Below are 26,110 nucleotides of genomic sequence, written 5' to 3' on the forward strand. Positions count from 1 at the left end.
CCCGCCGCCGTGGTGGCGTCACCCCGTCCGGTTCAGCACTCGATCACGTTGACCGCGAGGCCGCCCCGCGCTGTCTCCTTGTACTTGACCTTCATGTCGGCGCCCGTCTCCCGCATGGTCTTGATGACCTTGTCCAGCGAGACGGCGTGCACCCCGTCGCCGCGCAGCGCCAGCCGGGCGGCCGTGATCGCCTTGATGCTAGCCACCGCGTTCCGCTCGATGCAGGGGATCTGCACCAGGCCCCCGACCGGGTCGCAGGTCAGCCCCAGGTTGTGCTCCATGCCGATCTCGGCCGCGTTCTCCACCTGCTCCGGGGTGCCGCCCAACGCCTCCGCCAGCCCGGCCGCCGCCATCGAACAGGCCGAGCCGACCTCGCCCTGGCAGCCGACCTCCGCGCCGGAGATCGAGGCGTTCTCCTTGAACAGCACTCCGATCGCGCCGGCGGCCAGCAGGAACCGCACCACCCCGTCCTCGGAGGCGTCCGGCACGAACCGGGTGTAGTAGTGCAGCACCGCCGGGATGATGCCGGCCGCCCCGTTCGTCGGCGCGGTGACCACCCGGCCGCCGGCCGCGTTCTCCTCGTTCACCGCCAAGGCGAAGAGGGTGACCCAGTCCATCGCGCGCAGCGGGTCGGTCGAGTCGACCTCCGCCTCCAGGCTGCGCCGCAGCTCGGCCGCCCGGCGCCGGACCTTCAGCCCGCCCGGCAGGGTGCCGTCCCGCTCGCAGCCACGCTCGACGCACTCCCGCATCACCCGCCAGATCTCCAGCAGCCCGGCGCGCACCTCCCCCTCGGTACGCCAGGACAGCTCGTTGGCGAGCATCACCTCGCTGATCGACAGGCCGGTGTCGGTGGTGACCGCGAGCAGCTCCGCGCCGGTGAGGAACGGGTACCGGACCCGGGTGGTGTCCGGCACGATGCGGTCCGCACCCGCCGCCGCCTCGTCGACCACGAACCCGCCGCCCACCGAGTAGTACGTGCGGGATCGCACCTCCGCCCCCGCCCGGTCGTACGCCACGAAGGTCATCCCGTTCGGGTGGTACGGCAGCGACCGGCGGCGGTGCAGCGTCAGGTCCCGGTCCGGGTCGAAGTCGACCTCCTGCGCGCCGAGCAGGCTGAGCCGCCGCTCGGCGCGGATCCGGTCCACCCGCGGCCCGACCGTGTCGGTGTCGACCGTCTCCGGGGCCTCGCCCTCCAGCCCGAGCAGCACCGCCCGGTCGCTGCCGTGGCCGTGCCCGGTGGCGCCCAGCGAACCGAAGAGCTCGGCCCGCACCCGTGCCGTGTCGGCGAGGAGCCCGTCCGCCTTGAGCCCGGTCACGAAGGTCCGGGCGGCCCGCATCGGCCCGACGGTGTGCGAGCTCGACGGCCCGATGCCGACGCTGAAGAGGTCGAAAACACTGATCATGGCTGCACTTTCCTCGCCGTCGTACCCGTTGTGCGGAGTCCGGCCCGGTCGTGCCGACCCTGGTCCGGGCCGGCTGGCGGGGTGCCCGGGGTGTGGGCGCCCAACCGGCGAGCCTACCCGCCCAGCTCAGCCCCCGTCCCGGGCCGTGGCCGGGGCGGCCGGCAACAACACGATCCGGCACGGCGCGTCGGCGCGGACCCGGCGGGGTAAGCACCTACGGAGGCCGGGGCCGCCGATCCTCCTCGCGGCCGAGGGCACGGTGGGCGCCCCTTCCTACCGTTGAGTGCAGCGCGGCGGATCGCCGCAGAGTGGGAGTACGACGATGAGTCGCAAACTGGTCCGGCCCCGTCAGGGGCGCATGCTCGCCGGTGTCTGCGCCGGCCTGGCGCAGCGGTTCGGCATGTCCGCCGGCATGGTCCGGCTGCTGTTCCTGCTGTCGCTGCTGCTGCCCGGCACCCAGGTGATCGTCTACCTGGTGCTGTGGATCCTGATGCCGAACGAGGACCGATACGCCGCTGCCCGCTACTGATCCCCTCGCTGGAACGCGACGCGCCCGCCCCGGACACTCCGGGGCGGGCGTCGTCCGTTCGGCGCATCAGGGCGCGGTGTAGCTGACGGTCACCTTCTCGTAACCCAACGAGCGGAGCAGCCCCTCCAGCATCTTGCGGGTGTTCTCCTCGGCGCGGGCGGTCAGCCCGCTGTCCCGGGCGGCGGCGGTGATCCGGTCCTCGGCCAGCTTGTAGACCTGCTGCTGCCGGTTGGGGTCGCCCTTCACCAGGTCGTTGAGCCGGTTGAGCAGGCCGCGCTGCTCGGCGAACACGTAGCTCTTCTCCAGGTCGAGGTTGGTCTCGCCGAGCTGCGGCGCGGGGAGTTTGATCTCCACCGACTTCCCGTCTGCGGACTCGACCACCGCCCCGTCGGCGATCTTGGTGAAGTCGACGTACGCCTCGACGCTGCCCGCCCCGACAAAGAGCGTCCGCTCGTTGAGCAGGAACTCCGGCACGTTCTGCCGGTCGTTCTGCAGGTCGACGACCACCTGGAAGTTGCCCTCGGCGGCCACGTACCGGCTGAGGTCGCGGATCGACTTCAGCAGCGGCGGCTGGCTGCGGTCGGTCTGCTCCTTGGCGAACGGGTTACGGAAGTCGGGGAGGATCCCGGTGGCCTGCACGCCGAGCAGCACCACCACCGCCAGCGCGGCGGCGCCGAGCACCCAGAGCAGGCCGCGGGCCGGTCCGCCGGGCGACGCCGGGGAGCCGGGCGCCGGCTCGGGTGTGACGTCCGACCGGGCCCGGAGGTCGTCGCCGGTCGGGTAACCGGGGAACTCCCTGGTGGGCTCGTTGATGCCACCGTCGCGGGCCATCGCCCTCACCGTCCTCGTCAGACACCTCGACTGATGATGACGGTACGTCCCCGGTACGACACCCGCTCGCCGAGCGACCCGAACGGGTGAATCCGCAGGTCAGGCGAACGCGGAGAGCCCGGTCAACCGCTGCCCGATGACCAGCTGGTGGATCTCCGAGGTGCCCTCGTAGGTCAGCACGCTCTCCAGGTTGTTGGCGTGCCGCATCACCGGGTACTCGCCGGAGACGCCGTTGGCGCCGAGGATCGTCCGGCACTCCCGGGCGATCGCGAGGGCCTCCCGCACGTTGTTGAGCTTGCCGACGCTGACCTGCTCGGGGCGCAGCTTCCCGGCGTCGGCGAGCCGGCCCAGGTGCAGCGCCAGCAGCAGGCCCTTGTTCCACTCGACGGCCATGTCGGCGAGCTTGGCCTGGGTGAGCTGGAAGCCGGCCAGCGGCCGGCCGAACTGGGTCCGGGTGGTCGCGTACGACAGGGCCGTCTCCAGGCAGTCGCGGGCCGCGCCGAGCGCACCCCAGACGATGCCGTGCCGGGCCTCGGTGAGGCAGCTCAGCGGCGCCTTGAGCCCGATCGCCTCGGGCAGCCGGGCGTCCGCGGGCAGCCGGACGTCGTCGAGGGCGATCTCGCCGGTCAGCGACGCACGCAGCGACATCTTGCGCCGGATCTCCCGCGCCGTCACCCCGGGCGTGTCCATCGGTACGGCGAAGCCCCGCACCCCCTCGTCGGTGCGCGCCCAGATCACCCCGACGTCGGCGATCGGCGCGTTGGTGATCCACATCTTGGCGCCGTTGAGGATCCAGTCGTCGCCGTCCCGGCGGGCCCGGGTGGCCATCGACGCCGGGTCGGAGCCGTGGTCCGGCTCGGTGAGGCCGAAACAGCCGATCGCCTCGCCGGCCGCCATCGCGGGCAGCCAGCGCTGCTTCTGCTCCTCGCTGCCGAAGCGCCAGATGGCGTACATGGCCAGCGAACCCTGCACCGAGACGAGCGAGCGGACGCCGGAGTCACCGGCCTCCAGCTCCAGGCAGGCCAGCCCGTACGCGACGGCGGAGGCACCGGCGCAGCCGTACCCGGTCAGGTGCATGCCGAGCAGGCCGAGCTTGCCGAACTCCCGGGCCAGCTCGCGGGCGGGCACCTGGCCGTCCTCGTACCAGCCGGCGACGTGCGGGCGGACCCGGTCGTCGATGAGCTGGCGCACGACGGCCTGGATCTGCCGCTCCTCCTCGCTCAGCGACGCGTCGATGTCCAGCAGATCCAGCGCAGTGCTCATGGCGGCCACCTTAACGAGTCTTCAGGCGGGCGTCACTCGGCCTGACCACTGAGCACCAGCACCCGGGCGTGGATCTGGTTGCGCTGCTGGAGCGCCGCGCGCAGCGCCCGGTGCAGGCCGTCCTCCAGGTAGAGGCCGCCGTTCCACTGCACGACGTGCGGAAAGAGGTCGCCGTAGAAGGTCGAGTCCTCGGCGAGGAGCTTGTCCAGCGCCAGCTCCCGCTTGGTGGTGATGAGCTGGTCGAGCCGCAGCGGGCGCGGCGGGATCTCCGCCCACTGCTTGAGCGTGAGGTTGTGCTCCGGGTAGGGACGCCCGTCCCGGACCGCTCTGAAGATCACGGCACGCTCCCTCCCCCTGATCCGGCCGGCCCCCGGCGCCGCGCCGGTGAGCGGCGGGGCACCACGCGGCGTGGCGCTGATGTCCGTGCCAGCCTAGCCGCCCCCGCCACACCGCGTTTTACTCCCTCATGTCGGTTTCACTACCGCCCGTCCGCCGCCTGGACCGGACGAATCACCCTCAACTCCACCGACCCCGGTGAACCACCTCGCCGACCGGACGCCGACCCCGGCGCAGCGACGGCGACCGGTGGTCGGGTGCGGGGTAACCGATCGTCACCGCGCCGATCGGCTGGTACTCCGCCGGCACCCCGAACGCCTCCCGGTAGGCGTCGAGCCGCTGCGGCGGGATGCCGAAGAAGCACGCGCCCAGCCCCTCGTCCACCGCGGTGAGCAGCATCAGCAGGGCCGCGAAGCCGGTGTCGACGTACCAGTAGGGCACCGGCCACCGCTCGGTCGAGCGGTCCGCCCAACCCTTGTCCGGCTCGGCGTACCGCTCCAGGTAGACCGACCGGTTGGCGTGCGGCACCACGATCAGCGGCGCCCGGCGCATCCCGGCCAGCCAGCGCTCCCGGCCGCCGCCACCCGGGGTGGCCGCCGCCCAGAACCGCTCCCGATCCTCCGGCGTCTCCAGCACCAGGAAGCCCCAGCCCTGCGCGAAACCTGCCGACGGCGCCCGCACCGCGTGGTCGAGCAGCCGGTCCACCACGTCGGGCGGGACCGGGCGGTCCGGGTCGTAGTTGCGCACCATCCGGCGGCGCCGGACCAGCTCGGCGAACTCCATGCCGCTCTCCCGCGCCCCTCAGACGCCGGGCCGGATGCCCCAGGCGCCCCGCCAGCTCTGCCCCGGCGCGAGGACGATCACGTCCCTGCCGGAACGGAACGCGTCCGCCGGGCAGGTCATCGGCTCGACCGCGACCGAACGCCGGTGCCGCTCCCCGGTGAGGGTGTCCCCGGTGAAGACCTGCCACCAGCCGAACTCCCGGTCCGCCCAGACGTGCACCGCGGCCGAGCCGTCCGGCGCGGCGAGGGTCACCGCCGAGGTGCCGTCGTCGTCCCGCACGATGTCGCCGAAGGCCACGTCCAGCACCGCGTCGCCGATCGCGCGGGGCTCGGTGTAGTCGTACTCGGTGCCGGCGACCGGCGTGACGCCGATCGGCAGCAGTCGGACGTCCAGCAGCACCCGGGTACGCCCCGGCACCCGCAGCGTCAGCTCGTCCACCGCGACCCCGGGCAGCCGCAGGTAGGGGTGCATGGAGTAGCCGAACGGACAGGGCTCGCCGCCGAGGTTGGTGGTCTCGTGCTCCACCCGTAGCCCCGCCGGGCCGACGCTCCACCGGGTAAGCAGCCGCAGCGGCCACGGGTAGCCCGGGGTCGGCGGCAGGTCGTAGCCGACCGTCACCGCGTCGGCGGACTGCTCGACCAGCTCCCAGGAGACCCAGTTGACCAGGCCGTGGATGGCGTTGTGCCGGGCCGGCTCGCTCAGGTCGAGCTGCAACGACCGCTCGCCGAAGGTGTACGCCCCGTCCCGGATGCGGTTCGGCCAGGGCGCCAGCACCTGCCCGGCCGCGCCAGGGCAGAGCTCGTCCGCCTCGTACCCGTCGACGTAGTGCACCCCGTCGTGCCGGTACGCCCGCAGCCCACCGCCCACCTCGACGATGACCGCCTCGTGGCCATTGGCGGCAATTGTCCATTGTGCACCGGACGGTGCCCGGTTCGCGGCGTGCTCCATGCCGGCGACCTTAGTCGGTCCCCGGCGCCCCCCGCTGGACCCGGGCAAGGAGGGGCCCCCTCCTGACGCCTGCGGTAGCGCAGGGGCCCCTTCTCAACACCAGGGGCCCCGGTGCGGCTGTCAGTCGCGGTCGGCGGCCGACGTGGCGGCGGCCCGGTACCGGACCAGGGCCGGGAAGACCACCGCCAGCAGCACCGCCAGGGCGGCCGAGACGAGGCCGCCGCCGACCCAGGCGACGCCGGTGCCGAAGCCGGCGGCCACCCCGCCGGCCCGCAGGTCGCCCAGGCGTGGACCGCCGGCGATCACCACGGTGTTCACGCCCTGGAGCCGGCCGCGCATCCGGTCCGGCGCGTAGACCAGCAGCATCGACTGCCGCAGCACCGCGCTGACCAGGTCGGCCGCGCCGGCCACCGCGAGCAGGACGATCATCAGCCAGAGCCGGCCGGCCAGCCCGGCCGCCGCGACGGCGAGCCCCCAGCCGACCACCGCCACCACCAGCACCAGCCCCTGCCGGCGCAGCCGCCCGATCCAGCCCGAGGTGAGCCCGCCGAGCATCGACCCGATGGCGATCGCGCTGTAGAGCCAGCCCACCGCCGCGCCGCCGCCGAACCGCTCCAGCGCCACCTCGGGGAAGAGCGCCCGTGGCATGGCCAGGACCATCGCGATCAGGTCGATGGCGAACGAGAGCAGCAGCACCGGCGTGGTGCTCAGGTAGCGGAGCCCGTCGACGATGCTGGCCAGCCCCGCCCGGCGGGGCGAGCCGTCGCCGTCGGGGTCCGGCTCGGGCGGCAGGGCCGGCATCCGGACCGTCGCCCAGACCGCGGCGGTGAAGAAGAGCATGTCCAGGCCGTACGCGATCGGCAGCGCGACCCCGATCGCCCAGGTCGCGAAGATCAGCCCGGCGACGAGCGGGCCGACCACCGACGCGGCGGTGTAGGTGGTGAAGTTCAGCGTGCTCGCGGCGGGCACCAGCTCCGCCGGGACGAGCCGGGGGATGCTCGCGGTGCGGGCCGCCCCGCTGATCGCGAAACCCGCCGACTGGAGCGCCACCAGGGCCAGCAGCAGCACCGGGCTGCCCACCCGCAGCACCGCCTGCAACAGCAGCGCCAGCATCGACGCCCAGAGCACCGCCTGGCTGACGAGCAGCACGGCCCGCCGGTCCCGGGCGTCGGCCGCCGCGCCGCCCCAGAGCCCGAAGACCAGCAGCGGCAGGAACCCGGCGACCCCGAGCAGCCCGACCCAGAACGAGTCCCGGGTCAGCGCGTACATCTGCACCGGCACGGCCACCGCCGTGAACTGGAACCCGAGCATGGCGATGCTGCCGCCGAGCCAGATCCGCCGGTACGCGGGCACCCGCAGCGGACGCAGGTCGATCGCCCAGCGGCGCGCCCCGCGCGGCCGGGCCTGGGTGACCCCGGTCACGGCGCGAGCCGCTCGGTGACCCAGCCGCCGCCCTCGGTACGCCGGAACCGCAGCCGGTCGTGCAGCCGGCTGGCCCGCCCCTGCCAGAACTCCACCGTTTCGGGGCGGACCCGCAGCCCGCCCCAGTGTGGCGGCGCCGGGATCGGCTCGACCCCGGCGAACCGCTCGACCACCGCCGCGTACGCGTCGTCCAGCGCGGCCCGGTCCGCGATCACCCGGGACTGGGCGCTCGCCCAGGCCCCCAGCTGGGAGCCGCGCGGCCGGCTGGCGAAGTACGCCTCGGTCTCCGCCCGGTCGACCCGAGCCACCTGCCCGGTGACCACCACCTGACGCTGCATCGGGAACCAGGGGAAGACCAGGCTGGCCCAGGGGTTGGCGGTCGCCTCGGCGCCCTTGCGCGAGTCGTAGTTGGTGTAGAAGACGAAGCCCTCCGGGTCGTACCCCTTGAGCAGGACGGTCCGGCCGCTGGGCCGCCCGGCGGCGTCTGCGGTGGCGACGACCATCGCGTTCGGCTCGGGCAGGGGGAACGCCACCGCGTCGGCGAACCAACGGTCGAACTGGGTGCGCCAGTCCGGTGCCAGATCCGCCTCGGAAAGGCCCTGGTCGGCGGCGTACTCGTTACGCATGGCCGCCGGCGCCACTGTGTCGCCCGTCACGTTGCTCTTCCCCCTTGTCGGGCCGCCCGCGTCCCGGAGACGCTGGCCAGACCCCACCGCCAAGTCTGGCCGAGCCTGTGAGCTTGTCCACCCGCGGGGATGTCGCGTGCGGCACAGTCGCAGTGGGTCGCGCTCTCGGTTGGCCAGCAGGCAAGATGTCACGAACACATCCCTGAGGGTCGCCTAAGGTGCGGGGCCGGATGGAGCCCGCTCGGGCGCACCGAGCCGGAAGCCAGGAGACGACATGTCCGACTTCAAACCGGGCCTGGAAGGCGTCGTAGCCTTCGAGACCGAGATCGCCGAACCGGACCGCGCGGGCGGCGCGCTGCGCTATCGCGGCGTCGACATCGAGGATCTGATCGGTCAGGTCTCCTTCGGCAACGTCTGGGCGCTGCTGGTCGATGGCCGGTTCGGCCCGGGCCTGCCGCCGGCCGAGCCGTTCCCGGTGCCGGTGCACTCCGGCGACATCCGGGTCGACGTGCAGTCCGCCGTCGCCATGCTCGCCCCGTACTGGGGGCTCGACCAGCTGCTCGACATCTCCGACGAGCAGGCCCGCGAGGACCTGGCCCGGGTGTCGGTCACCGCGCTCTCCTTCGTCGCCCAGTCCGCCCGCGGCCTCGGCCTGCCGGCCGTGCCGCAGAAGGAGATCGACAAGGCGGAGACGATCGTCGAGCGGTTCATGAAGCGCTGGCGGGGCGAGCCCGACCCGCGGCACGTCAAGGCCGTCGACGCCTACTTCATCTCGGCCGCCGAGCACGGCCTGAACGCCTCCACCTTCACCGCCCGGATCGTCGCCTCCACCGGCGCCGACGCCGCGGCCTGCATCTCCTCCGGCATCGGCGCCCTCTCCGGCCCGCTGCACGGCGGCGCGCCGTCCCGGGTGCTCAGCATGCTGGAGGCCGTCGAGCGCAGCGGCGACGCCGAGGGGTACGTCAAGGGCGTCCTCGACCGCGGCGAGCGGCTGATGGGCTTCGGCCACCGGGTCTACCGGGCCGAGGACCCGCGCGCCCGCGTGCTGCGCCGCACCGCCAAGGAGCTGGGCGCGCCGCGCTTCGAGATCGCCGAGGCGCTGGAGAAGGCCGCCCTGGCCGAGCTTCAGGCCCGCCGCCCGGACCGGGTGCTGGCCACCAACGTCGAGTTCTGGTCGGCCGTGGTGCTGGACTTCGCCGAGGTGCCGGCGCACATGTTCACCTCGATGTTCACCTGCGCCCGGATGGGCGGCTGGTCCGCGCACATCCTGGAGCAGAAGAAGCTCCAGCGGCTGGTCCGCCCGTCGGCCCGCTACATCGGCCCGGGCACCCGCAAGCCGCAGCAGGTCGAGGGCTGGGACGCCATCCCGCACGGCGTCTGATCCGCGTACCCGTCGAAGGGGCCCCGTCCGCGCGGGCGGGGCCCCTTCGCGCGTCCTGTGGCGTATGCCTCACCCCGCCGGATGGGACCAGCCGACGGGCGACCCGCCCCGGGTGCGAGGATGAAGGCCGGCAGTGTCGCCGGACCGGGCCCGGATCCCGGCCGTGACGTGCGCCCCGCGCACGCGTCCGCCGTCGATCCGCGCCCGCTGAACGGGCCCGCCCTCGCCCTTGCGGAAGGATCTCGACCACCGTGGCTGACGCACCGACCATCCGGATTCCCGACGACATCAAGCCCGCCGACGGGCGGTTCGGCTGCGGGCCGTCCAAGATCCGTCCGGCGGCTGTCTCCGCCCTCGCCGACGTGGCCACCGGCTACCTGGGCACCTCGCACCGGCAGAAGACGGTCCGCGACCAGGTGGCCCGGCTCCGCCAGGGCATCGCCGAGTTCTTCTCCCTCCCCGAGGGCTACGAGGTGATCCTCAGCAACGGCGGGACCACCGCGTTCTGGGACGCCGCCGCCTTCGGCCTGGTCCGCGACCGGGCCCAGTTCGCCAGCTTCGGCGAGTTCGGCGCCAAGTTCGCCAAGGCGGTCTCCGACGCGCCGTTCCTGGGTGAGCCGACCGTCCGCAAGGCCGAGCCGGGCACCGCGGCCACCCTGGTGGCCGAGGCCGGCGTGGACGTCTACGGCCTCCCGCAGAACGAGACCTCCACCGGCGTGGCCGTGCCGATCAGCCGGGTGGCCGGTGCCGACGAGGGCTCGCTGCTGCTGGTCGACGCCACCTCCGCGGCCGGCGGCCTGGACGTCAACGTCGGCGAGACGGACGTCTACTACTTCGCCCCGCAGAAGTGCTTCGCCTCCGACGGCGGCCTCTGGCTGGCCCTGATGTCGCCGGCGGCGCTGGAGCGGGCCACCGAGATCAAGGCCTCGGGCCGCTACATCCCGGCCTTCCTCGACCTGGTCACCGCGATCGACAACTCGCGGCTGGAGCAGACCTACAACACGCCCGCGCTGGCCACCATCTTCCTGGCCGCCGAGCAGACCGACTGGATGAACTCGCAGGGCGGCCTGGCCTGGGCGGCCAAGCGCACCGCCGAGAGCGCCGGCATCGTGTACGGCTGGGCCGAGCGCTCCGCCGTCGCGTCGCCGTTCGTCACCGATCCGGCGCTGCGCTCCAACGTGGTGGCCACCATCGACTTCGCCGACGGGGTGGACGCCGCCGCGATCGCCAAGGCGCTGCGCGCCAACGGCATCGTCGACACTGAGCCGTACCGGAAGCTGGGCCGCAACCAGCTCCGGATCGCCCTCTACCCGGCGGTCGAGCCGGCCGACGTGGAGGCGCTGACCGCCTCCATCGACCACGTGGTGGAGCGGCTCTAACCGGTCGTCACGATGGGTGGTCGACGCGCCTTCGTCGACCACCCATTGTGATCATCGGCGCAGCTCAGTCACGACATGCCGGGGTGTCGCATCCCCCACCTCCGGGTAGATGAGCGTACGGTGGTCCGAGACGCCCGGGTGGCCGGCTCGTGGCGTGACGGCCAGCGAAGCGGGACGGAGGCAACGCCATGCGCCCAGTACGCTTCGTCGCCCTCTCCGAGGACGGCCAGGCTATGGTGCTCGCCGACGAGGTTGGACGCCTGCTCGCCCTCCCCATCGACGAACGCATCGCCTCGGCGCTGCACGCCGAGCCCGGCGCGGCCCCCCTCGCGGTGGTGCCGACCGCCGCCGACCCGATGCCGTCACTCTCCCCTCGGGACATCCAGGCCAAGATCCGCTCCGGCGAGTCCGCAGAGGACGTCGCCCGGATCGCCGGCGTCCCGGTCGACCGGGTCCTGCGCTACGCCGGCCCGGTGCTCCAGGAGCGGGCCATGCTCGCCCAGCATGCCCGGCGCACCCGGCTGAAGGGCGCGGAGAAGCCGACCCCGCTGGCCGAGGTGGTCAACGGCCGGCTGGCCCAGCACGGCATCGACACCGAGAAGATCTCCTGGGACGCCTACCGGCGCGACGACGGCACCTGGCGGATCATCGCCACCTGGCCGTCGGGCAAGGCCACCGCCCAGGCGGTCTGGGATCTCGACAAGCTCCGGCAGAACGTCACCCCGCACGACGACATGGCGCAATACCTCTGCGCCGAACGGCCCACGCCGATCCTCGGCCAGGAGCCGGCGCCGGAGCGGGGCGGCCACGCGCTGCCCGGCCCGTCGCGGGGCGAGCCCAGCCGGGGCGGGCACGGCCTGCCGTCGGCGGGCGAGCACGCCCGTCCGGGCCGCGACCCGATCCGGGCCGGGCGGGACGCGCTGCTCGCCTCGCTGGACCGGCCGCTCGGCTCGACCTCCGGGCGCGGGCTCGACCCGCGTTCGCCGGCCGCGCAGGACGCACCCCGGCAGCGGGCGGTCGGCGGCGGCGCGGCGGCGCTGCTCGGCGGCGGTCAGGGCTCGGCGTTCGACGACGACTCGGACGCGCCGAAGGAGATCCCGGCCGTACCGTCGCTGGCGGTGCTCCGACCGCGCCGGACGGGCGCGGCGGCCGCCGGTGGCGGCGAGTCGACCGACGCCAACGGGAAGCCGCGCAAGCGGCTGCCGAGCTGGGACGACGTCCTGTTCGGCACCGGTCCCGCAGCCCGCGAGTCCTCCTGATCTCTTCGCCACCCTGGTACCGCGCGACGGCTCCAGGTCGCAGCGCGGCGTCAGACCGGCCTTCATTCGGTCCGGAGCGCCGCCAAGCGGCGCGGAGGCCGAATTATGGCCGTCAGCCGAACTGGAGTTGTCGCGAGGCACTCGAAGTGTCCGCGTGCCAGGGTGGACCCATGGAGTACACGAACCTGGGACGCACCGGTCTGTCGGTGAGCCGGCTCTGCCTCGGCACCATGAACTTCGGGCCGCAGACCACCGAGCCGGACAGCTTCGCCATCATGGACCGCGCACTGGAACACGGGATCAACTTCTTCGACACCGCGAACGTCTACGGCTGGCAGCTCGGTGAGGGCATCACCGAGCAGATCATCGGCCGTTGGTTCGCCCAGGGCGGTGGTCGCCGCGACAAGGTCGTCCTGGCCACCAAGGTCTACGGCAAGATGGGCGACTGGCCCAACGACCAGGGCCTGAGCGCCCGGCACATCATCCGGGCCTGCGAGGAGTCGCTGCGCCGGTTGCAGACCGACACCATCGACCTCTACCAGATGCACCACGTCTCCCGGACCACGCCGTGGGAGGAGATCTGGCAGGCGATGGAGACCCTGGTCGCCCAGGGCAAGGTCATCTACATCGGATCGTCCAATTTCGCCGGCTGGCACATCGCGCAGGCGCAGGCGGCAGCGGGTCGGCGCAACTTCCTCGGCCTCGTCTCCGAGCAGTCCATCTACAACCTGATGACCCGGCACGTCGAGCTGGAGGTGATCCCCGCCGCCCAGCACTACGGGCTGGGCATCATCCCCTGGTCACCGCTGCACGGCGGGCTGCTCGCCGGGGTGCTGCGCAAGATGGCCGAGGGCGGCGCGGCGCGCGGCACCAGCGGCCGGGCCGCCGACGCGCTCGCCGAGCACCGACCCACCATCGAAGCGTACGAGAAGCTCTGCGCCGACCTCGGCCACGACCCGGCGGACGTGGCCCTGGCCTGGCTGCTCTCCCGCCCCGGGGTGACCGCCCCGATCATCGGCCCGCGCACCCTCGACCAGCTCGACCGCAGCCTCGGCGCCCTGACCGTCGACCTCGACGAGTCGACGCTGAAGCGCCTCGACGACCTCTTCCCCCCGGTCGGCAACGGCGGCCCCGGCCCGGAGGCCTGGGCCTGGTAACTCCCGTTGCGCTGTGCGGCATGTCGCGGTCTCCCGCACGGGTAGGACCGCGACATGCCGCAAGCAACGATCAGATCGGCCAGGCGGCGAGGCGGTCGTACGTAGTGCGTGGGCCCGGGTGGCTGCGGACCAGGACCAGTTCGGTGGCCGGCCACTCCGGGCCGAGGTAGTCGTGCAGGGTCTCCCGGTCGGCGAGCACGTCGGCGGGGTCGATCCGATCGCCCGGGCGGGCGATGGTCAGGTGCGCCCGGAACGGCTTCTCGTCGTGCGGCAGCTCGGCCCGGCGCAGCCCGAACCGGATCAGCCCGGCCAGCGTCGCCAGCGCCTCGACGTCGCCTTGGAGATCCACCCAGAGCACGGTGAACCGGCCCCGCCCGAAGCTTCCCCCGCCGCCGAGGCGCAGCCGGGGCGAGCTGTCCCGGCCGTCCCGGAACGTCTCGGCGGCCAGCCCGAGCGTGCTCGCCACGTTCACCAGCCGCCCCTCCTCGACGTCGCCGAGGAAGGCGAGGGTCAGGTGGGCGTGGGCCGGGTCGGCCAGCCGGACGTTGGTGCCGGCGGCGGAGGCGGCGCCCACCCGGAGCCGGGCCACCTGGGCGGTCAGGTCGTCGACCGCCGGTCGGGGCGGGTAGACCGCGACGAAGAGCCGCACCCGGAGGCCTTGCTCAGCGGTGCCGTTGGCGGTGCCCGGCCCGGGCGGTCGGCAGGGTGATCCCGGCGGCGTGCAGCAGCCCCTCCACCCGGACCCGCTCGATCTCCCGGTCCACACCGTCCAGCTCGGCCAGGTGTTCGGTGATGCCCAGCGCCCGGCAGGCGGCGCGCAGCCGCTCGTCGTACGCGTCGATGACCGCGCCGTGCCAGACCACCGAGCGGTCGGCGGCGGCGAGCCGGTGCCCACCGAACCGGCGCAGGTCGGCGGCGATCTGTTCCAGCGGGCGCCGGTCCGCCCGGTCGAACTCCGTCAGGTCGATGTCGCGGGTGAGCGCGTCCGCCTCGATGGCCCGGTCCAGCCGGGCGATGGCGCGTCGTTCGCGCCGCTCCTCCCGCCACTCGGCCCACCGGCAGGCCACCCGGTCCATGATCTCGTCGGCGCAGAAGAGCAGCGCGAAGGCGGCGGGCAGGCAGCAGACGGCGAGGATCGCCAGCACCAGCAGCAGACCCCGTCCCAGTCCCACGAATCGACGCTAAGCCCCGCCGTGACCGCCCGCCACCCGATTGCCGGTATCCGGACGCGAATGAGTGCGGAAAGACCGGTCCCCGCGGCGGGAACCGGTCTTTCGGCGGCGATCGCCGGCGTCACTCGCCGGTGGGCGACACCACGTAGAAGCGCGGCATGGGCAGCACCCGCATCCGGAGCCGGGCACCGGAGCGGCGCAGCTGCCAGGTCAGCGCGAGCAGCGCGGCGGCCAGCGAGATCAGCCCGCCGATCCAGATGCTCGCCCCGGCGCCGAAGGTCTCGGCCACCCAGCCGATCACCGGCGCGCCCACCGGGTTGGTGCCCAGGAACACCAGCACCCAGAGCGCCATGACCCGGCCGCGGAAGGCGGCGTCGACGCCGAGCTGGACCCGCTGGTTGGCGGCCTGGGCGAAGAAGACCATGAAGAACCCGGTCGGCAGCAGCAGCGCCACCACCAGCCAGTACGCCCCCGCGAGCCCGACCAGGGTGCCGAAGCTGGCGCAGCCGATCGCCGCGCCGAGCACCAGCCAGACCGAGGGGCGGCTGCGTCGCCCGGTGCCGGCCAGCGCGCCGACCAGCGCGCCGACCGCGAGCGCGGTGGTGAACAGGCCGAACGAGGCCGCCCCGGTCTTGAAGACGGTCTTGGCCAGCGCGGCGAGGGTGAGCTGGAAGTTGAACAGGCTCATGCCGTTCACCGACATCAGCACCATCGGCAGCAACAGGTCCGAGCGGCGCCAGACGTAGCGCAGTCCGTCGACCACCTTCGCCTGAGCACGTTCGCCGACCGGTGGAAGGTCCGGCCGGTGCAGCTCCGCCGGGCGCATCCGGACCACGTTGACCAGCGGAGCGATCGAGCTGAACGCGGTGATCAGGAAGACCGGGCCGACGTCGAAGGCGGCGATGGCCAGGCCGGCGACGGCCGGGCCGATGATTCGGGCGGAGTTGAACACCGCCGCGTTGAGCGAGAGCGCGTTCGGCAGCAGCGGCATGCCGACCAGTTCGGAGACGAAGGCCTGCCGGACCGGGGTCTCCACCGCGTTGGCCACGCCGAGCAGGGCCGCGAACGCGAACACGTGCCAGAGCTGCACCAGGCCGGTGAGCACCAGGAGGCTCATCCCGAGCGCCAGCACGGTCCAGAACGCGTTGGCGATGAAGAGCAGCAGCCGCTTGTCGTACCGGTCGGCGAGGCGGCCGGAGAGCAGGGTGAGCAGCAGTACCGGGGTGAACTGGAGCGCGGTGACCACGCCGAGCGCGGTGGCGGAGTTGTCGGAGAGCTCGAGGACGAGCCAGTCCTGGGCGATGAACATCATCCAGACGCCGATCAGTTTGATCAGCTGTCCGGTGGCGAAGAGTCGGTAGTTACGGACTCGTAGGGACTGGAACATCGTGCTCAGCTTGGCCTGCACTCTTGGTGCGCCTCCTTGCGGTCGTACGCGTCATCGACGATGGACGGCGCGGACCGCGGGACGCTCGAGTCAGGCGCGAGCGAGCTGCTGGAGGATCTCGGCGGCGCGCCGCAGCGTGTCGCGTTCGTCCTCCGTGAGCGCGGCCAGGCGGCTGGCCAGCCACTCGTTGCGGGCCCGCTCGAACTGCTCGAGCACGGCCCGTCCCCCCTCGGTCGCCGCGAGGATGACCTGTCGGCCGTCGGTCGGATGGGGGGTGCGCTGCACGAGGCCGCGCTCCTCCAACTTCGCGACGATCTTGGTCATCGTCGGCGGCTGCACCCGCTCGATGTCGGCCAGTTCCCGCGGCGTCAGCGCGCCCGCCAGCGTGAGGCTGGTGAGCGCGGAGAGCTGGGTGACCGTCAGGTCGCCGACCGGGCGGGCCCGTCGGACCCGCCGGTTGAACCGGGTGATCGCATCACGCAGCTGAGGGGCCAGCTGCGCCGGTGGCACGCGTTTCGCCGTCACCGTCCGCTCCGTCACGATAGTTAGCTTAACTAATGAGCCTGGCTAACGACATGGGATATGACCATGCTCACCAGGAAGTTCGTCCTGCCCCGGGCGGGGTGACCCGGTTCCGCCGCGGGTTCGAGCCGTCGACGGTCGCGCGCATCGTCCCAGATCACCCGGCCGGCGGGAAAGGTCGATCGCGTACCCTTTCCCCGTGCTGGAAGAGCAACCGCCGCGTCCCGAACCCCTCGACCCCCCGATGGTGCCGATCGCCGTCGCCGGGCTGGTCGCCTGGGCGGTGGTCGGGCTCGTCCTGCTGATCTTCTGCCGCCGCTGGCTCACCGAGCACGGGCACCAGAACTGGCTCTGGACCTGCCTGGCCGGATTCCTGTGGGGCTTTCCCGGGCTCGCGGTGATGATGCGGCACGACGCCAACCGGCGTCGCCGCCGGGCGGCGGCCCGGCAGGACTGACGGTCAGGAGTGGCCGTACGGCTCCGCCGGCTCGGCCGACTCCACCGAGCCCGGGGCCCGGCTGACCGACATCGCCTCGACCGCGCTGTCGTCGTAGATGGTGGGCAGCTCGTCGACCGGGGTCTCCGCCGCCTCCACCAACGTCTCCGAGTGGGCGCCGCAGCCGTGGTCGGCGCTCACCACCCGACCGTCGTCCGGGGCGTAGAAGTTGCCGCAGGCGCCGAAGGCCCGCCGGAGCGTGCCGGCGAGCGGCAGGTAGAACCCGCAGGTGCCGCAGCGGGCGGCCGCGGGCGCGGCCACCGAGATCGCGGCGGAGGGGCCGTGGTCGCCGTCGTACCAGCGCTGGGCGGCCTCGGTGCGGCCCTCGCGGGACAGCACCCGGGCCCGGCCCAGGCCGAGCTCCCAGGCGGTCTCCTCGACGGCCGGGTCGTCGGAGAGCAGGTAGCCGGGGGCCAGCCGCTCGTCGTCGGCCGGGGTGGGCAGCAGGTCGCCAGGGCCGAGGTCGCCCGGCTTGAGCCGCTCCTGCCAGGGCAGCCAGCCCGGGGCGAGCAGCGCGTCGGGGCCGGGCAGCAGGACCGTCTCGCAGATGGTGACCTGGCGACTGCGCGGCACCCGGGTCACCGTGACGGCCCAGCGCCAGCCGCGGTAGCCGGCGAGCCGGCACTCGAAGTAGTGCGTGACGAGTCGGTCACCCTCAGCGACGGCCTGCAGGTGGTCGCCGACGTCGGCGGGGTCCACCTCGGTGATGCCGGCGCGGGCCACCTCGACGGCGGCGGCGCAGACCTGGTCGAGACGGGCGGCACGGGCGGAGGCGGGCCTGGTCACCCGCCCATTGTTCCCCATGCCCACGGTCGACCGACAGGCACTCCCCGGAGTCGTTCTCCCCGGGTGGTGGGGCGCACGTGGATCAGATGGGCGAGGATGGTGGACATGCCGCTGTCCTCCCGCTCCGGGCGGTCCGTCCTCGGGCGGACCGTCGGCACGGGCATCCGCGCCACCCGCCTGCTGCTGCGCGGCTCGGTCAGCAGCGGGCGCTGGATGACCAGGCGGGCCGGGCGGGCCCGGGCGCGCAGCGCCGGCAACGAGGTGGGCATGGTCCGCCTCTTCGACCTGCACGCCCTCTCCTGCGCCGGGGACACCCTGATCGCGATCGGCCTGGCCGGGACGATCTTCTTCGACGTGCCGCTCGGCGAGGCCCGCAACAAGGTCGCGCTCTACCTGCTCGTGACGATGGTGCCGTTCGCCATGCTGGCGCCGGTGGTGGGGCCGCTGCTCGACCATTTCCGCCACGGCCGCCGGTACGCGCTGGCCGCGACCATGCTGGGCCGGGCCTTCCTCGCCTGGTTGATCTCCGACTACATCGGCGGTTTCGGCCTCTACCCCGCCGCGTTCGGCGTGCTCGCCCTCTCCCGCGCGTACGGGGTGGCCCGCTCGGCGGCCGTGCCCCGGCTGCTGCCGGAGGGGATCGGGCTGTCCCAGGTCGGCGCCCGGGCCAGCGTCTACGGCACGGTGGCCGGGGCGTTGGTCGCCCCGATCGGGCTGGCCGCGTTCTGGCTCGGACCGCAGTGGCCGCTCCGGGTCGCCTCGGTGATCTTCCTGATCGGCATGGTGATCTCGCTGCGCCTGCCGCCGCGCGCCGACTCGGACCCGCCGGAGCGGGCGCCCCGGCCGCTGCGGGCGCTGCGCCGGCGGGACGGGGAACGGCCACTGGGCCGGGGCCGCCCGGCCGGGCGCCTGGTGATCGCCACCCTGATCGGGGCGGCGGCGCTGCGCGGCGTGTACGGCTTCCTGTTGCTCTTCCTCGCCTTCGCGATCAAGGCGGGCGACCTGACCACGGACTTCTTCGGTCGTACCCTCGGTGCCCAGGGCGCGCTGGGCCTGGTGGGCGGCGCGCTGGCCGTGGGAAGTTTCCTGGCCACCGCGGTCGGCACCCGGTTGCGCATCCACCGACCGGCCGCGATCCAGTCCAGCGGCACGGTCATCGTGGCCGGCGTGGCGGTTCTCGCCGCACTGAAGTTCTCGCTGCCGATGGTGGCGCTGCTCTGCCTGGTGACCTCCCTGATCAGCGGGATCGCCAAGCTCACGGTCGACGCGTCGATCCAGGAGCGGATCCCGGAGCGGCTGCGGGCCAGCTCCTTCGCCCACTCGGAGACCGCGCTGATGCTCGCCTTCGTGGCCGGCGGCGGGCTCGGGCTGGTGCCCTTCACCGGCCGGGTCGGCGTCGCGGTGGTGGCCGGCGTCGCGGCCCTGGTGGCCGCGCGTGGCCTGGTCATGGCCGGCCGCCTGCGCAACGAGCGGCTGCTCGGGCGGCCACTCGGCGACAACGAACTGGCCGCCGAGCAGACCGGGCCGCTCGGCACCGAGGACCAGCGGGCTGACTTAGCCGACCCGACGCCCACCTCCCCGGCCCCTTCCCAGAGCGGTGCGGCGGCGCCGGTCGACGACGACAGCCTGGCGCCGCCGGGCTACCACATCTACCGCCCCTCCTCCTCTGTGGGCGGGCCGGGCGGCATCGAGGACGAGAACCGGCGGGAGCCCCGGGGACCGGTGGCGTGACCGGCCTGCTGGTGGTGACGGCCGTGCCGGCCGAGGCGGAGGCGGTCCGGGCGGGCCTCACCGAGCCCAGCGTGACCGTCGTCCCGGTCGGCGTGGGCCCGGCGGTCGCCGGTGCCGCGACCGCCCGGCTGCTCGCGCTGGCCGAGGCGGCCGGGCGACCGTACCGGGCGGTGCTGAGCGCCGGGATAGCCGGCGGCTTCGCCGGCCGGGTGACCGTCGGCGGGACCGTGCTGGCGACCCGCAGCGTGGCCGCGGACCTGGGCGCCGAGTCCCCGGAGGGCTTCATCCCGGTCGACGAGCTGGGCATGCCGGCGGAGCTGCTGGGTGGCGGGGTGGCCGTCCCCGCCGATCCCGGGCTGCTCGGGGCGCTGCGGACGGCGCTGCCGGCGGCGACGGTCGGCGCGGTGCTCACGGTCAGCACGGTGACGGGCACGGCCGCGAGCACCGAGGCCTTGGCCGACCGGCACCCCGACGCGGTGGCCGAGGCCATGGAGGGGTACGGCGTCGCCGTCGCCGCCGCCCAGGCCGGCCTGCCCTTCGCCGAGCTGCGGACGGTGTCGAACCCGATCGGGCCGCGGGACCGGGGGGCCTGGCGGTTGAAGGAGGCCTTCGCCGCCCTCACCGCGGCGGCCGCCGCTCTCCGCTGACCGGCCGCTCCAGCCGCAGCGCCGCCGGGCGAGGCGCTGTCACCCGGAAACCGCACGAGAGCAGGAAACCGATCCCGTGCTGCTCGGTCAGCGCGCGGGCGGTCCGGATCCCGGCCCGGTCGAGCTGCGCGACCAACGCCTCCACCAGCCGGCGCCCGATGCCCAGCCGACGATGCTCGGCGGCGACCAGCACCCCGTCGAGCACCACTTCCCGTTCCCCGGGCCGCTCGTCGCCGCCCCAGCGCAGGTGCGGACTCTGCTCGTGGGCGCGCAGCTCCCCGACCAGCTCACCACCGGGTAGCTCCGCCACGAACCGCCACGACGTCGCCGGCAGGGCGGCCCCGCTCACCCGCCGCACCACGACCGCACCGCGGACCTGCTCCGTCCGGCGCCGCCGGTCCCGGTAGACCCGGTTCAGCTCGTACGTCGCCAGCGGCACCGGCCGCGGCCACCGCTCCGGCGGCAGGTTGTACCACTCCGCCCACCAGGCGCCCGGCCAGTCCCTCGGCTCCCGGACCTCCCACACATCCAGGTGGGCGGGGTAGCGACGGCCCGCCTCGTCCCGCAACTCGTCGTGCGGCACCGCCGCCGGCAGCCCCGAGTGCGGTCGCTCGCCCGGCACGTCGCCCGCGAGGTCGACCCGAAGGTCACCACCCGCCGCCCGGACGAGCCGCTCCACGGTCCGGAACCTCGCATCGGCGGCGCGGCCGGACTCGATCCGGGCGACCGTCGGCTGTGGGACGCCGGCAAGCTCGGCCAACTCACGCTGGCTCAGATCCGCCCGCCGGCGTAGGCGTCGGAGCAGATCACCCAGATCGGTCGGCTGGTCGATCCCTGGATCCCGGTCAGCCACACCCCGATGCTCCAGCGTCCGGGCGGCGTCTTCAACAGGCGCCGCGACCCTGTGGAAAACCCTGTGGACATCTCGTTTACGCGCGGTCGGGATGTGGATGGCAGGACGCTTTGGAGCTGAATCGTCCGTGATATCGGCGCCGGGATGGCCGGCCGCACGTGGCGAGCAGCGGGCGGCGGGCGGGTGGGCGGCCCCGGGGACTCCCGGCCCTGAGCGGCGGCCGGGCGAGCGGCGCACGGCCCACGGGCGACGGGCACCGAGCGGCGGCCGGGCGAGCGGCGCACGGCCGAGTAGGTGAGTGGCAGGGGTGACGGGTGAGCGCGGAACCGATTCGTTTACGACATCAGCTCCAAAGCGAGTGCTGAGGACATCCGCCGCCGGCAAGAGACGCGCGCCGCCGGCAAGAGACGCGCGCCGCCGGCAAGAGACGCGCGCCACCGGCGGGCGCCAGGCGGCCGGCCCGGGGTCACACCCGGAGGCCCGGGGCGGGAGGTGGGAACAGGGACGGGGCTAACGTGGGGGCGTGGCGCTCTCTCTGGCGATCTCGCCCTGCCCCAACGACACGTTCGTCTTCGACGCCCTGGTGCACGGGCGGGTGCCCGGCGCCCCGCCGGTCGAGGTGACCTACGCCGACGTGGACGTCACCAACACGGCCGCCGAGCGCGGGGCGTTCGACCTGGTCAAGGTGAGTTACGCGGCGCTGCCGTGGCTGCTGGACGACTACCACCTGCTGCCCTGCGGCGGGGCGCTCGGCCGCGGCTGCGGCCCGCTCGTGCTCACCCGGGGCGACCGGACCGACCTCACCGGCGCGACCGTGGCGGTGCCGGGCGAGCGGACCACGGCGTACCTGCTCTTCCGGCTCTGGTCGGCGGAGCGGCCGCCGGCGCGGATCGAGGTGGTGCCGTTCCACGAGATCATGCCGGGCGTCGCCGCCGGGAAGTACGACGCCGGGCTGGTGATCCACGAGGCCCGGTTCACCTACCCGCGGCACGGGCTGACCGCCCTGGTCGACCTCGGCGAGTGGTGGGAGGGCGACACCGGCCTGCCGATCCCGCTCGGCGCGATCCTGGCCCGCAAGGGCACCGTCGACCCCGTCGAGGCCGCCGCCTGGATCCGCGAGTCGGTACGCCAGGCGTGGGCCGACCCGGAGGCCAGCCGGGAGTACGTGCTCTCGCACGCGCAGGAGATGGAGCCCGACGTGGTGGACCGGCACATCGGCCTCTACGTCAACGATTTCACCGCCGACCTGGGAGAGGCCGGCTTCGCCGCCGTCGAGGCGTTGCTGGGCCGGGCCGCCGACGCCGGGCTCGTCCCTCAGACCTCCAGCTCGCGGGCCACCGCGTGGACCAGCTGAGCGACCTTCTGCGCGGTCTTCTTGTCCGGGAAGCGGCCCCGGCGCAGGTCCGGCTGGACCTTCGCCTCCAGCACCTTGATCATGTCCTCCACGAGGCCGTGCAGCTCCTCGGCCGGCCGGCGGCGCAGCTCCGCCACGGACGGCGGCGCCTCCAGCAGCTTGACCCCCATCGCCTGGGCGCCCCGGCGGCTGTCGACCACGCTGAAGTCGACCCGCTGACCACCCTTCAGGTCGCTGACGCCCGCCGGTAGCGCGCCCTTGGGCAGGAACACGTCGCCACCCTCGTCACTGGTGACGAACCCGTATCCCTTGGCCGCGTCATACCACTTCACTCGACCCGTCGGCACCTGAAATCCCCTGCTTCGCTCGAGATGTCTACTCCTCCAAGGCTAGCCCGATGATCCGGTCCAGCGCCGCCGAGAATCCGGTGAGATCATCCAGCACCAGGTGCGCTCCGGCGGCCGACAACTCCGCCGGCGAGCAGGGGCCGGTCGCCACCGCGACGCCCGGGATGCCCGCCGCGGTCGCCGCCACCATGTCCGCGACGTGGTCGCCGACGTAGACGGAGGCCCCGTGCTCCCGCAGTGCGGTGGCCTTCTCCGCCGCGAACAGGTCCCCGGCCAGCTCGTCGACCGCCAGGCCGAGGTGGTCCAGGTGCAGCTTCGCCAGCCGGCCGATCTTCGAGGTCACCACCATCACCCGACCGCCGCGCGCGTGCACCGCCCCGATCGCCGCCTGCGCGCCGGGCATCGGCAGGGTCGGTGTGATCGCGTACGCCGGGTAGAGCTCCCGGTACGCGGTCACCGCCTCCGCCACCCGCTCCGGCGGGAACCAGCGGGCGATCTCGGTACGCAGCGGCGGGCCCAGCCGGGACACCGCCGCGTCGGCGTCCACGTACACGCCGGTCCGCGCGGTCAGGGCCCGGTAGGCGGCCGCGATGCCGGGACGCGAGTCGACCAGGGTCATGTCGAGGTCGAATCCGACCATCAGAGCAGGCATGCCGAGAACGTACCCGCCCAACCCCGGCGAGCCGGACGTCCGAGGGGCGGGACGGCCCCCGGCCGGGCTAGCGTGGAACGACGATGACCACCTCACTCGCCGACCAACTGCGGACGCTCCCCGACGAGTCCCTCGCCGCCCTGCTCCAACTGCGGCCGGACCTCGTCGTGCCGGTGCCGGCCGACATCTCCGCCCTGGCCATCCGCGCCCAGTCCCGCGTCTCCGTGGCCCGCGCCCTCGACGGGCTGGACCAGTTCACCCTCCAGATCCTGGACGCCGCCCGGCTCACCCGCGACCCCGGCTCCGGTGGCACCGCCACCGAGGCGATCCTGGCGATGGCCACCGCCGGCCCGCACCCGCCCGCCCCGACGGCCATCCGCGCCGCGGTGAGCAGGCTCCGCGCGCTCTTCCTGCTGTACGGCCCGGAGCACGACCTGCACGTGGTGGCCGGCGTCGACGAGGTCTCCCCGTACCCGGCGGGGTTGGGCCGACCGGCGGCGGACCTGGACCCACGGGCGGCGGCCCTCTGTGCGGACCCGGCGAAGCTGCGCCGGACGCTGCTGGCCGCACCCCCCTCCGCGCGGGCGATCCTGGACCGGCTCGCCGCCGGCCCGCCGGTGGGCAGCGTGCCCCCGGGCGCGCTGCAGGCGCCCGCCGTCGGCGCGGAGGACACCGTGCCCCCGGACGCCACCAACGGCGGCGCGCCGACCGGCTCCCCGATCCGCTGGCTGGTCGACCACCGGCTGCTCGTGCGGGTATCGGGCGGCAAGGACGGCGGCACCGTCGAACTGCCCCGCGAGGTGGGGCTGCTGCTGCGCCGGGACAGCGGCCCGCTCGGCCCGCTGCGCACCAGCCCGCCCGTGGTGTCGAGCCCGCCGCGCGAGCCGAAGGCCGCCGACTCCGCCGGGGCCGGGCAGACCATGGAGGTGGTACGCCACACCGAGGCGCTGCTGGAGGCGCTCGCCGCCGAACCGGCCCCGGTACTCCGCTCGGGCGGCGTCGGCGTCCGTGACCTGCGCCGGCTGGCCCGGGGACTCGGCCTGGACGACCCGACCACCGCGCTGCTCTTCGAGGTGGCGTACGCGGCCGGGCTGCTCGGCGAGCTGGACCTGACCGGCAGCGCCACCAGCCGGTACGGCGACGACCAGCAGGTCCTGCCCACCGGCGGGTACGAGGTGTGGCGGGCCGGTTCGCTCGCGCAGCGCTGGGAGCAGCTGGCCCGGGCCTGGCTGACCATGACCCGCCAGGTGGGCCTGGTGGGCCAGCGGGACGACCGGGACCGGCCGATCTCGGTGCTCTCCGCCGAGGCGGAACGGGCCGGGGCGCCGGCCGCCCGCCGGGCCGTGCTGGGGGTGCTGGCCGACCTGGAACCGGCGACCGCGCCGACCCCCGACGAGTTGCTGGAGCTGCTGGACTGGCGGGCGCCCCGGCGCGCCCGGGGCCGGGAGACCGCGCACCGGGAGGTGCTGGCCGAGGCGGCCCAGTTGGGCGTGACCGGGCTCGGCGCGCTCACCTCGTACGGGCGGCTGCTGCTGGCCGACGTGACCGAGGCCGACGAGCGGGGCGCGGACGACCCGCTGGGGCTGCGCTCCGAGGCCGAGTCGGGCGAGCCGTCCACCGCGGTACGCGCGCTGGACGCCCTGCTCCCCGCCCCGGTCGACCACTTCCTGGTGCAGGCCGACCTGACCGTGGTGGTGCCCGGCCCGCCCGACCCGGCGCTCGCCGGCGAGCTGGAGGTGGTGGCCGAGCACGAGTCGGCGGGCGGGGCCAGCGTGCACCGGGTCACCACGGCCAGCGTCCGGCGTGCCCTGGACGCCGGCTACTCGGCCGACGACCTGCACAAGCTGTTCCGCCGCCGGTCCCGCACGCCGGTCCCGCAAGGGCTGACCTACCTGGTGGACGACGTGGCCCGCAAGCACGGCGGGCTGCGGGTCGGCTCCGCCGGTGGGTACGTGCGCAGCGACGACGAGGCGTTGCTCACCGAGGTGCTGGCCGACAAGCGGCTGGAGTCGCTGGCGTTCCGCCGGCTGGCCCCGACGGTGCTGTCCACCCCGTACCAGGTGCAGCGGATGCTGGTCGCGCTGCGCGACGCCGGCTACGCCCCGGTGCCGGAGGACGCCAGCGGCGCGGCGGTGCTGGCCCGGCCGAAGACCCGGCGGGCGCCGGCCCGGGTGCCGGTGTCGACCCGCGCCCTCGACCCGCTGGCGGCGCCGAAGCTGCCCCTGCCCCGGCTGCTCGGCGTGGTGGAGCAGATCCGGCGCGGCGAGGCGGCGGCGCGGGCGGCCCGGCGGGCCCCGGCGGTGGTCCGCGGCGGCGCGGCGCGCACCGGCCCGGCGCCCGCGCACGGGCACGGCGAGGCCCTGGCCGTGCTCCAGCAGGCGGTCCGCGACAAGGCGCTGGTCTGGGTCGGGTACGTCGACGCGCACGGGGCGACCGCGTCGCGGCTGGTGCGGCCGGTGTCGATCGGGGCGGGCTATCTGCGCGCCGAGGACGAGCGGACGGAGATGCTGCACACCTTCGCGCTGCACCGGATCACCGCGGCGGTGCTGGAGGACTGAGCCGGCCGGTCAGCGCCCGTTGCGCCGCACGGTGCCGATCACCGAGACGGCCAGCAGCAGCGCGAACCCGGCGCCGGCCGACTCGCCGACCGAGTCGACGAAACCCTGCCGCTGCACCAGCAGCCCGAAGAAGAACCAGCCGACGAGGCCGACGGCAGCCGCCGCGTAGCCGAGCAGGGCGGCGGTGGTGACCTCGTGGGCCGGGGCCTGATCGTCGTCGGGGACCGCGTCGTGGTGGACCGTCATCTTCCGCCCCCGTCCCGTCCGGACCTGACCTCCAGCGTGTCA

General features: G+C 74.1%; 27 protein-coding genes. 10 read left to right on the plus strand and 17 right to left on the minus strand.

Going from position 1 to position 26,110, the window contains the following annotated elements:
- Window positions 1–32: 32 nt before the first annotated feature.
- A complete protein-coding gene (locus OG799_RS26265) occupies window positions 33–1,403 on the minus strand; it encodes an L-serine ammonia-lyase (RefSeq protein WP_406038530.1) in 1,371 nt (456 codons plus the stop codon).
- Between the two features lie 322 nt (window positions 1,404–1,725).
- Between OG799_RS26265 and OG799_RS26270 the strand changes: the two genes are divergently transcribed.
- A complete protein-coding gene (locus OG799_RS26270) occupies window positions 1,726–1,932 on the plus strand; it encodes a PspC domain-containing protein (protein WP_406038532.1) in 207 nt (68 codons plus the stop codon).
- A gap of 66 nt (window positions 1,933–1,998) precedes the next feature.
- On the opposite strand, the gene OG799_RS26275 is transcribed toward OG799_RS26270, so the two are convergent.
- From OG799_RS26275 to pdxH, 7 genes are all read right to left on the minus strand, one after another.
- A complete protein-coding gene (locus OG799_RS26275) occupies window positions 1,999–2,763 on the minus strand; it encodes a DUF4230 domain-containing protein (RefSeq protein WP_406038534.1) in 765 nt (254 codons plus the stop codon).
- A 99-nt stretch (window positions 2,764–2,862) separates the two neighbouring features.
- Window positions 2,863–4,026 carry an acyl-CoA dehydrogenase family protein gene (locus OG799_RS26280; RefSeq protein ID WP_406038536.1) on the minus strand — a complete coding sequence of 388 codons (1,164 nt, stop codon included), beginning with the start codon at window positions 4,024–4,026 and terminating at the stop codon, window positions 2,863–2,865.
- 32 nt (window positions 4,027–4,058) lie between these two features.
- Window positions 4,059–4,364, minus strand: coding sequence for a type II toxin-antitoxin system VapB family antitoxin (locus OG799_RS26285; protein WP_089011473.1), 306 nt, complete (start codon window positions 4,362–4,364; stop codon window positions 4,059–4,061).
- A gap of 178 nt (window positions 4,365–4,542) precedes the next feature.
- The gene (locus OG799_RS26290; protein WP_406038538.1) at window positions 4,543–5,145 is read right to left on the minus strand and encodes a nitroreductase family protein; all 603 of its coding nucleotides are present in this window, start codon (window positions 5,143–5,145) and stop codon (window positions 4,543–4,545) included.
- 18 nt (window positions 5,146–5,163) lie between these two features.
- A complete protein-coding gene (locus tag OG799_RS26295; protein WP_406038540.1) occupies window positions 5,164–6,093 on the minus strand; it encodes an aldose 1-epimerase family protein in 930 nt (309 codons plus the stop codon).
- Between the two features lie 120 nt (window positions 6,094–6,213).
- Window positions 6,214–7,515 carry an MFS transporter gene (locus tag OG799_RS26300; RefSeq protein ID WP_406038542.1) on the minus strand — a complete coding sequence of 434 codons (1,302 nt, stop codon included), beginning with the start codon at window positions 7,513–7,515 and terminating at the stop codon, window positions 6,214–6,216.
- Window positions 7,512–8,141, minus strand: coding sequence for a pyridoxamine 5'-phosphate oxidase (pdxH, locus tag OG799_RS26305; protein ID WP_406046410.1), 630 nt, complete (start codon window positions 8,139–8,141; stop codon window positions 7,512–7,514). The genes OG799_RS26300 and pdxH overlap by 4 nt, the downstream gene beginning before the upstream one ends.
- A 274-nt stretch (window positions 8,142–8,415) precedes the next feature.
- On the opposite strand from pdxH, the gene OG799_RS26310 reads away from it, so the two are divergent.
- The 4 genes from OG799_RS26310 to OG799_RS26325 all read left to right on the plus strand — a co-directional run bounded on the left by OG799_RS26310 (window position 8,416) and on the right by OG799_RS26325 (window position 13,317).
- Window positions 8,416–9,522: a citrate synthase 2 gene (locus tag OG799_RS26310; RefSeq protein ID WP_406038544.1), complete on the plus strand. Its 1,107-nt coding sequence runs from the start codon at window positions 8,416–8,418 to the stop codon at window positions 9,520–9,522.
- A 251-nt stretch (window positions 9,523–9,773) separates the two neighbouring features.
- Window positions 9,774–10,901, plus strand: coding sequence for a phosphoserine transaminase (gene serC / locus OG799_RS26315; RefSeq protein ID WP_406038546.1), 1,128 nt, complete (start codon window positions 9,774–9,776; stop codon window positions 10,899–10,901).
- 188 nt (window positions 10,902–11,089) lie between these two features.
- Window positions 11,090–12,160, plus strand: a complete 1,071-nt coding sequence (gene sepH, locus OG799_RS26320) for a septation protein SepH (protein ID WP_406038548.1) — start codon at window positions 11,090–11,092, stop codon at window positions 12,158–12,160.
- A 170-nt stretch (window positions 12,161–12,330) separates the two neighbouring features.
- Complete coding sequence (locus OG799_RS26325; protein WP_406038550.1) at window positions 12,331–13,317, plus strand: aldo/keto reductase; 987 nt, start codon at window positions 12,331–12,333, stop codon at window positions 13,315–13,317.
- 70 nt (window positions 13,318–13,387) lie between these two features.
- Here OG799_RS26325 and thpR read toward each other — a convergent pair whose 3' ends face one another.
- The 4 genes from thpR to OG799_RS26345 all read right to left on the minus strand — a co-directional run bounded on the left by thpR (window position 13,388) and on the right by OG799_RS26345 (window position 16,416).
- Window positions 13,388–13,966 (minus strand): RNA 2',3'-cyclic phosphodiesterase, encoded by a 579-nt coding sequence (gene thpR / locus OG799_RS26330; RefSeq protein ID WP_406038552.1) that lies wholly within the window; start codon window positions 13,964–13,966, stop codon window positions 13,388–13,390.
- A 13-nt stretch (window positions 13,967–13,979) separates the two neighbouring features.
- A complete protein-coding gene (locus tag OG799_RS26335; RefSeq protein ID WP_406038554.1) occupies window positions 13,980–14,489 on the minus strand; it encodes a hypothetical protein in 510 nt (169 codons plus the stop codon).
- Window positions 14,490–14,610: 121 nt separating this feature from the next.
- Window positions 14,611–15,897, minus strand: coding sequence for an MFS transporter (locus OG799_RS26340; protein ID WP_406038556.1), 1,287 nt, complete (start codon window positions 15,895–15,897; stop codon window positions 14,611–14,613).
- Between the two features lie 69 nt (window positions 15,898–15,966).
- Window positions 15,967–16,416 carry a MarR family transcriptional regulator gene (locus tag OG799_RS26345; protein ID WP_406038558.1) on the minus strand — a complete coding sequence of 150 codons (450 nt, stop codon included), beginning with the start codon at window positions 16,414–16,416 and terminating at the stop codon, window positions 15,967–15,969.
- Window positions 16,417–16,597: 181 nt separating this feature from the next.
- Here OG799_RS26345 and OG799_RS26350 point away from each other — a divergent pair, with 181 nt between their 5' ends.
- Complete coding sequence (locus tag OG799_RS26350) at window positions 16,598–16,855, plus strand: DUF2530 domain-containing protein (protein ID WP_406038560.1); 258 nt, start codon at window positions 16,598–16,600, stop codon at window positions 16,853–16,855.
- Window positions 16,856–16,858: 3 nt separating this feature from the next.
- Here the strand turns inward: OG799_RS26350 and OG799_RS26355 are convergent, their stop codons facing one another.
- Entirely contained in the window at window positions 16,859–17,698 is an 840-nt protein-coding gene (locus tag OG799_RS26355; protein WP_406038562.1) for a DUF3027 domain-containing protein, read from the minus strand.
- A gap of 87 nt (window positions 17,699–17,785) precedes the next feature.
- Between OG799_RS26355 and OG799_RS26360 the strand changes: the two genes are divergently transcribed.
- Window positions 17,786–19,411, plus strand: a complete 1,626-nt coding sequence (locus tag OG799_RS26360) for an MFS transporter (protein ID WP_406038564.1) — start codon at window positions 17,786–17,788, stop codon at window positions 19,409–19,411.
- Window positions 19,408–20,058: a futalosine hydrolase gene (locus OG799_RS26365; RefSeq protein ID WP_406038566.1), complete on the plus strand. Its 651-nt coding sequence runs from the start codon at window positions 19,408–19,410 to the stop codon at window positions 20,056–20,058. Before OG799_RS26360 ends, OG799_RS26365 begins: the two co-directional genes overlap by 4 nt.
- On the opposite strand, the gene OG799_RS26370 is transcribed toward OG799_RS26365, so the two are convergent.
- Window positions 20,030–20,911, minus strand: coding sequence for a GNAT family N-acetyltransferase (locus tag OG799_RS26370; RefSeq protein WP_406038568.1), 882 nt, complete (start codon window positions 20,909–20,911; stop codon window positions 20,030–20,032). The genes OG799_RS26365 and OG799_RS26370 overlap by 29 nt on opposite strands.
- A gap of 523 nt (window positions 20,912–21,434) precedes the next feature.
- Between OG799_RS26370 and OG799_RS26375 the strand changes: the two genes are divergently transcribed.
- Window positions 21,435–22,265 (plus strand): 1,4-dihydroxy-6-naphthoate synthase, encoded by an 831-nt coding sequence (locus tag OG799_RS26375; RefSeq protein WP_406038570.1) that lies wholly within the window; start codon window positions 21,435–21,437, stop codon window positions 22,263–22,265.
- Here the strand turns inward: OG799_RS26375 and OG799_RS26380 are convergent.
- Together OG799_RS26380 and OG799_RS26385 are read right to left on the minus strand one after the other, a co-directional pair.
- On the minus strand, window positions 22,226–22,612 hold the full coding sequence (locus OG799_RS26380; RefSeq protein WP_406038572.1) for a cold-shock protein: 387 nt from the start codon (window positions 22,610–22,612) through the stop codon (window positions 22,226–22,228). The genes OG799_RS26375 and OG799_RS26380 overlap by 40 nt on opposite strands.
- A 28-nt stretch (window positions 22,613–22,640) precedes the next feature.
- On the minus strand, window positions 22,641–23,264 hold the full coding sequence (locus tag OG799_RS26385; protein ID WP_406038574.1) for an HAD family hydrolase: 624 nt from the start codon (window positions 23,262–23,264) through the stop codon (window positions 22,641–22,643).
- An 83-nt stretch (window positions 23,265–23,347) separates the two neighbouring features.
- Between OG799_RS26385 and OG799_RS26390 the strand changes: the two genes are divergently transcribed.
- A complete protein-coding gene (locus OG799_RS26390; protein ID WP_406038576.1) occupies window positions 23,348–25,822 on the plus strand; it encodes a helicase-associated domain-containing protein in 2,475 nt (824 codons plus the stop codon).
- 9 nt (window positions 25,823–25,831) lie between these two features.
- On the opposite strand, the gene OG799_RS26395 is transcribed toward OG799_RS26390, so the two are convergent.
- On the minus strand, window positions 25,832–26,068 hold the full coding sequence (locus tag OG799_RS26395; RefSeq protein ID WP_406038578.1) for a hypothetical protein: 237 nt from the start codon (window positions 26,066–26,068) through the stop codon (window positions 25,832–25,834).
- Window positions 26,069–26,110 lie beyond the last annotated feature (42 nt).

The organism is Micromonospora sp. NBC_00898 (assembly GCF_045207895.1).
Taxonomy (GTDB): domain Bacteria; phylum Actinomycetota; class Actinomycetes; order Mycobacteriales; family Micromonosporaceae; genus Micromonospora.

Coding starts and splice junctions, on each gene's coding strand:
- OG799_RS26265 (WP_406038530.1), bottom strand. CDS start 1,403: ATGATCAGTGTTTTCGACCTCTTCAGCGTCGGCATCGGGCCGTCGAGC.
- OG799_RS26270 (WP_406038532.1), top strand. CDS start 1,726: ATGAGTCGCAAACTGGTCCGGCCCCGTCAGGGGCGCATGCTCGCCGGT.
- OG799_RS26275 (WP_406038534.1), bottom strand. CDS start 2,763: ATGGCCCGCGACGGTGGCATCAACGAGCCCACCAGGGAGTTCCCCGGT.
- OG799_RS26280 (WP_406038536.1), bottom strand. CDS start 4,026: ATGAGCACTGCGCTGGATCTGCTGGACATCGACGCGTCGCTGAGCGAG.
- OG799_RS26290 (WP_406038538.1), bottom strand. CDS start 5,145: ATGGAGTTCGCCGAGCTGGTCCGGCGCCGCCGGATGGTGCGCAACTAC.
- OG799_RS26295 (WP_406038540.1), bottom strand. CDS start 6,093: ATGGAGCACGCCGCGAACCGGGCACCGTCCGGTGCACAATGGACAATT.
- pdxH (WP_406046410.1), bottom strand. CDS start 8,141: ATGCGTAACGAGTACGCCGCCGACCAGGGCCTTTCCGAGGCGGATCTG.
- OG799_RS26310 (WP_406038544.1), top strand. CDS start 8,416: ATGTCCGACTTCAAACCGGGCCTGGAAGGCGTCGTAGCCTTCGAGACC.
- sepH (WP_406038548.1), top strand. CDS start 11,090: ATGCGCCCAGTACGCTTCGTCGCCCTCTCCGAGGACGGCCAGGCTATG.
- OG799_RS26325 (WP_406038550.1), top strand. CDS start 12,331: ATGGAGTACACGAACCTGGGACGCACCGGTCTGTCGGTGAGCCGGCTC.
- OG799_RS26355 (WP_406038562.1), bottom strand. CDS start 17,698: ATGGGGAACAATGGGCGGGTGACCAGGCCCGCCTCCGCCCGTGCCGCC.
- OG799_RS26360 (WP_406038564.1), top strand. CDS start 17,786: ATGCCGCTGTCCTCCCGCTCCGGGCGGTCCGTCCTCGGGCGGACCGTC.
- OG799_RS26385 (WP_406038574.1), bottom strand. CDS start 23,264: ATGCCTGCTCTGATGGTCGGATTCGACCTCGACATGACCCTGGTCGAC.
- OG799_RS26390 (WP_406038576.1), top strand. CDS start 23,348: ATGACCACCTCACTCGCCGACCAACTGCGGACGCTCCCCGACGAGTCC.
- OG799_RS26395 (WP_406038578.1), bottom strand. CDS start 26,068: ATGACGGTCCACCACGACGCGGTCCCCGACGACGATCAGGCCCCGGCC.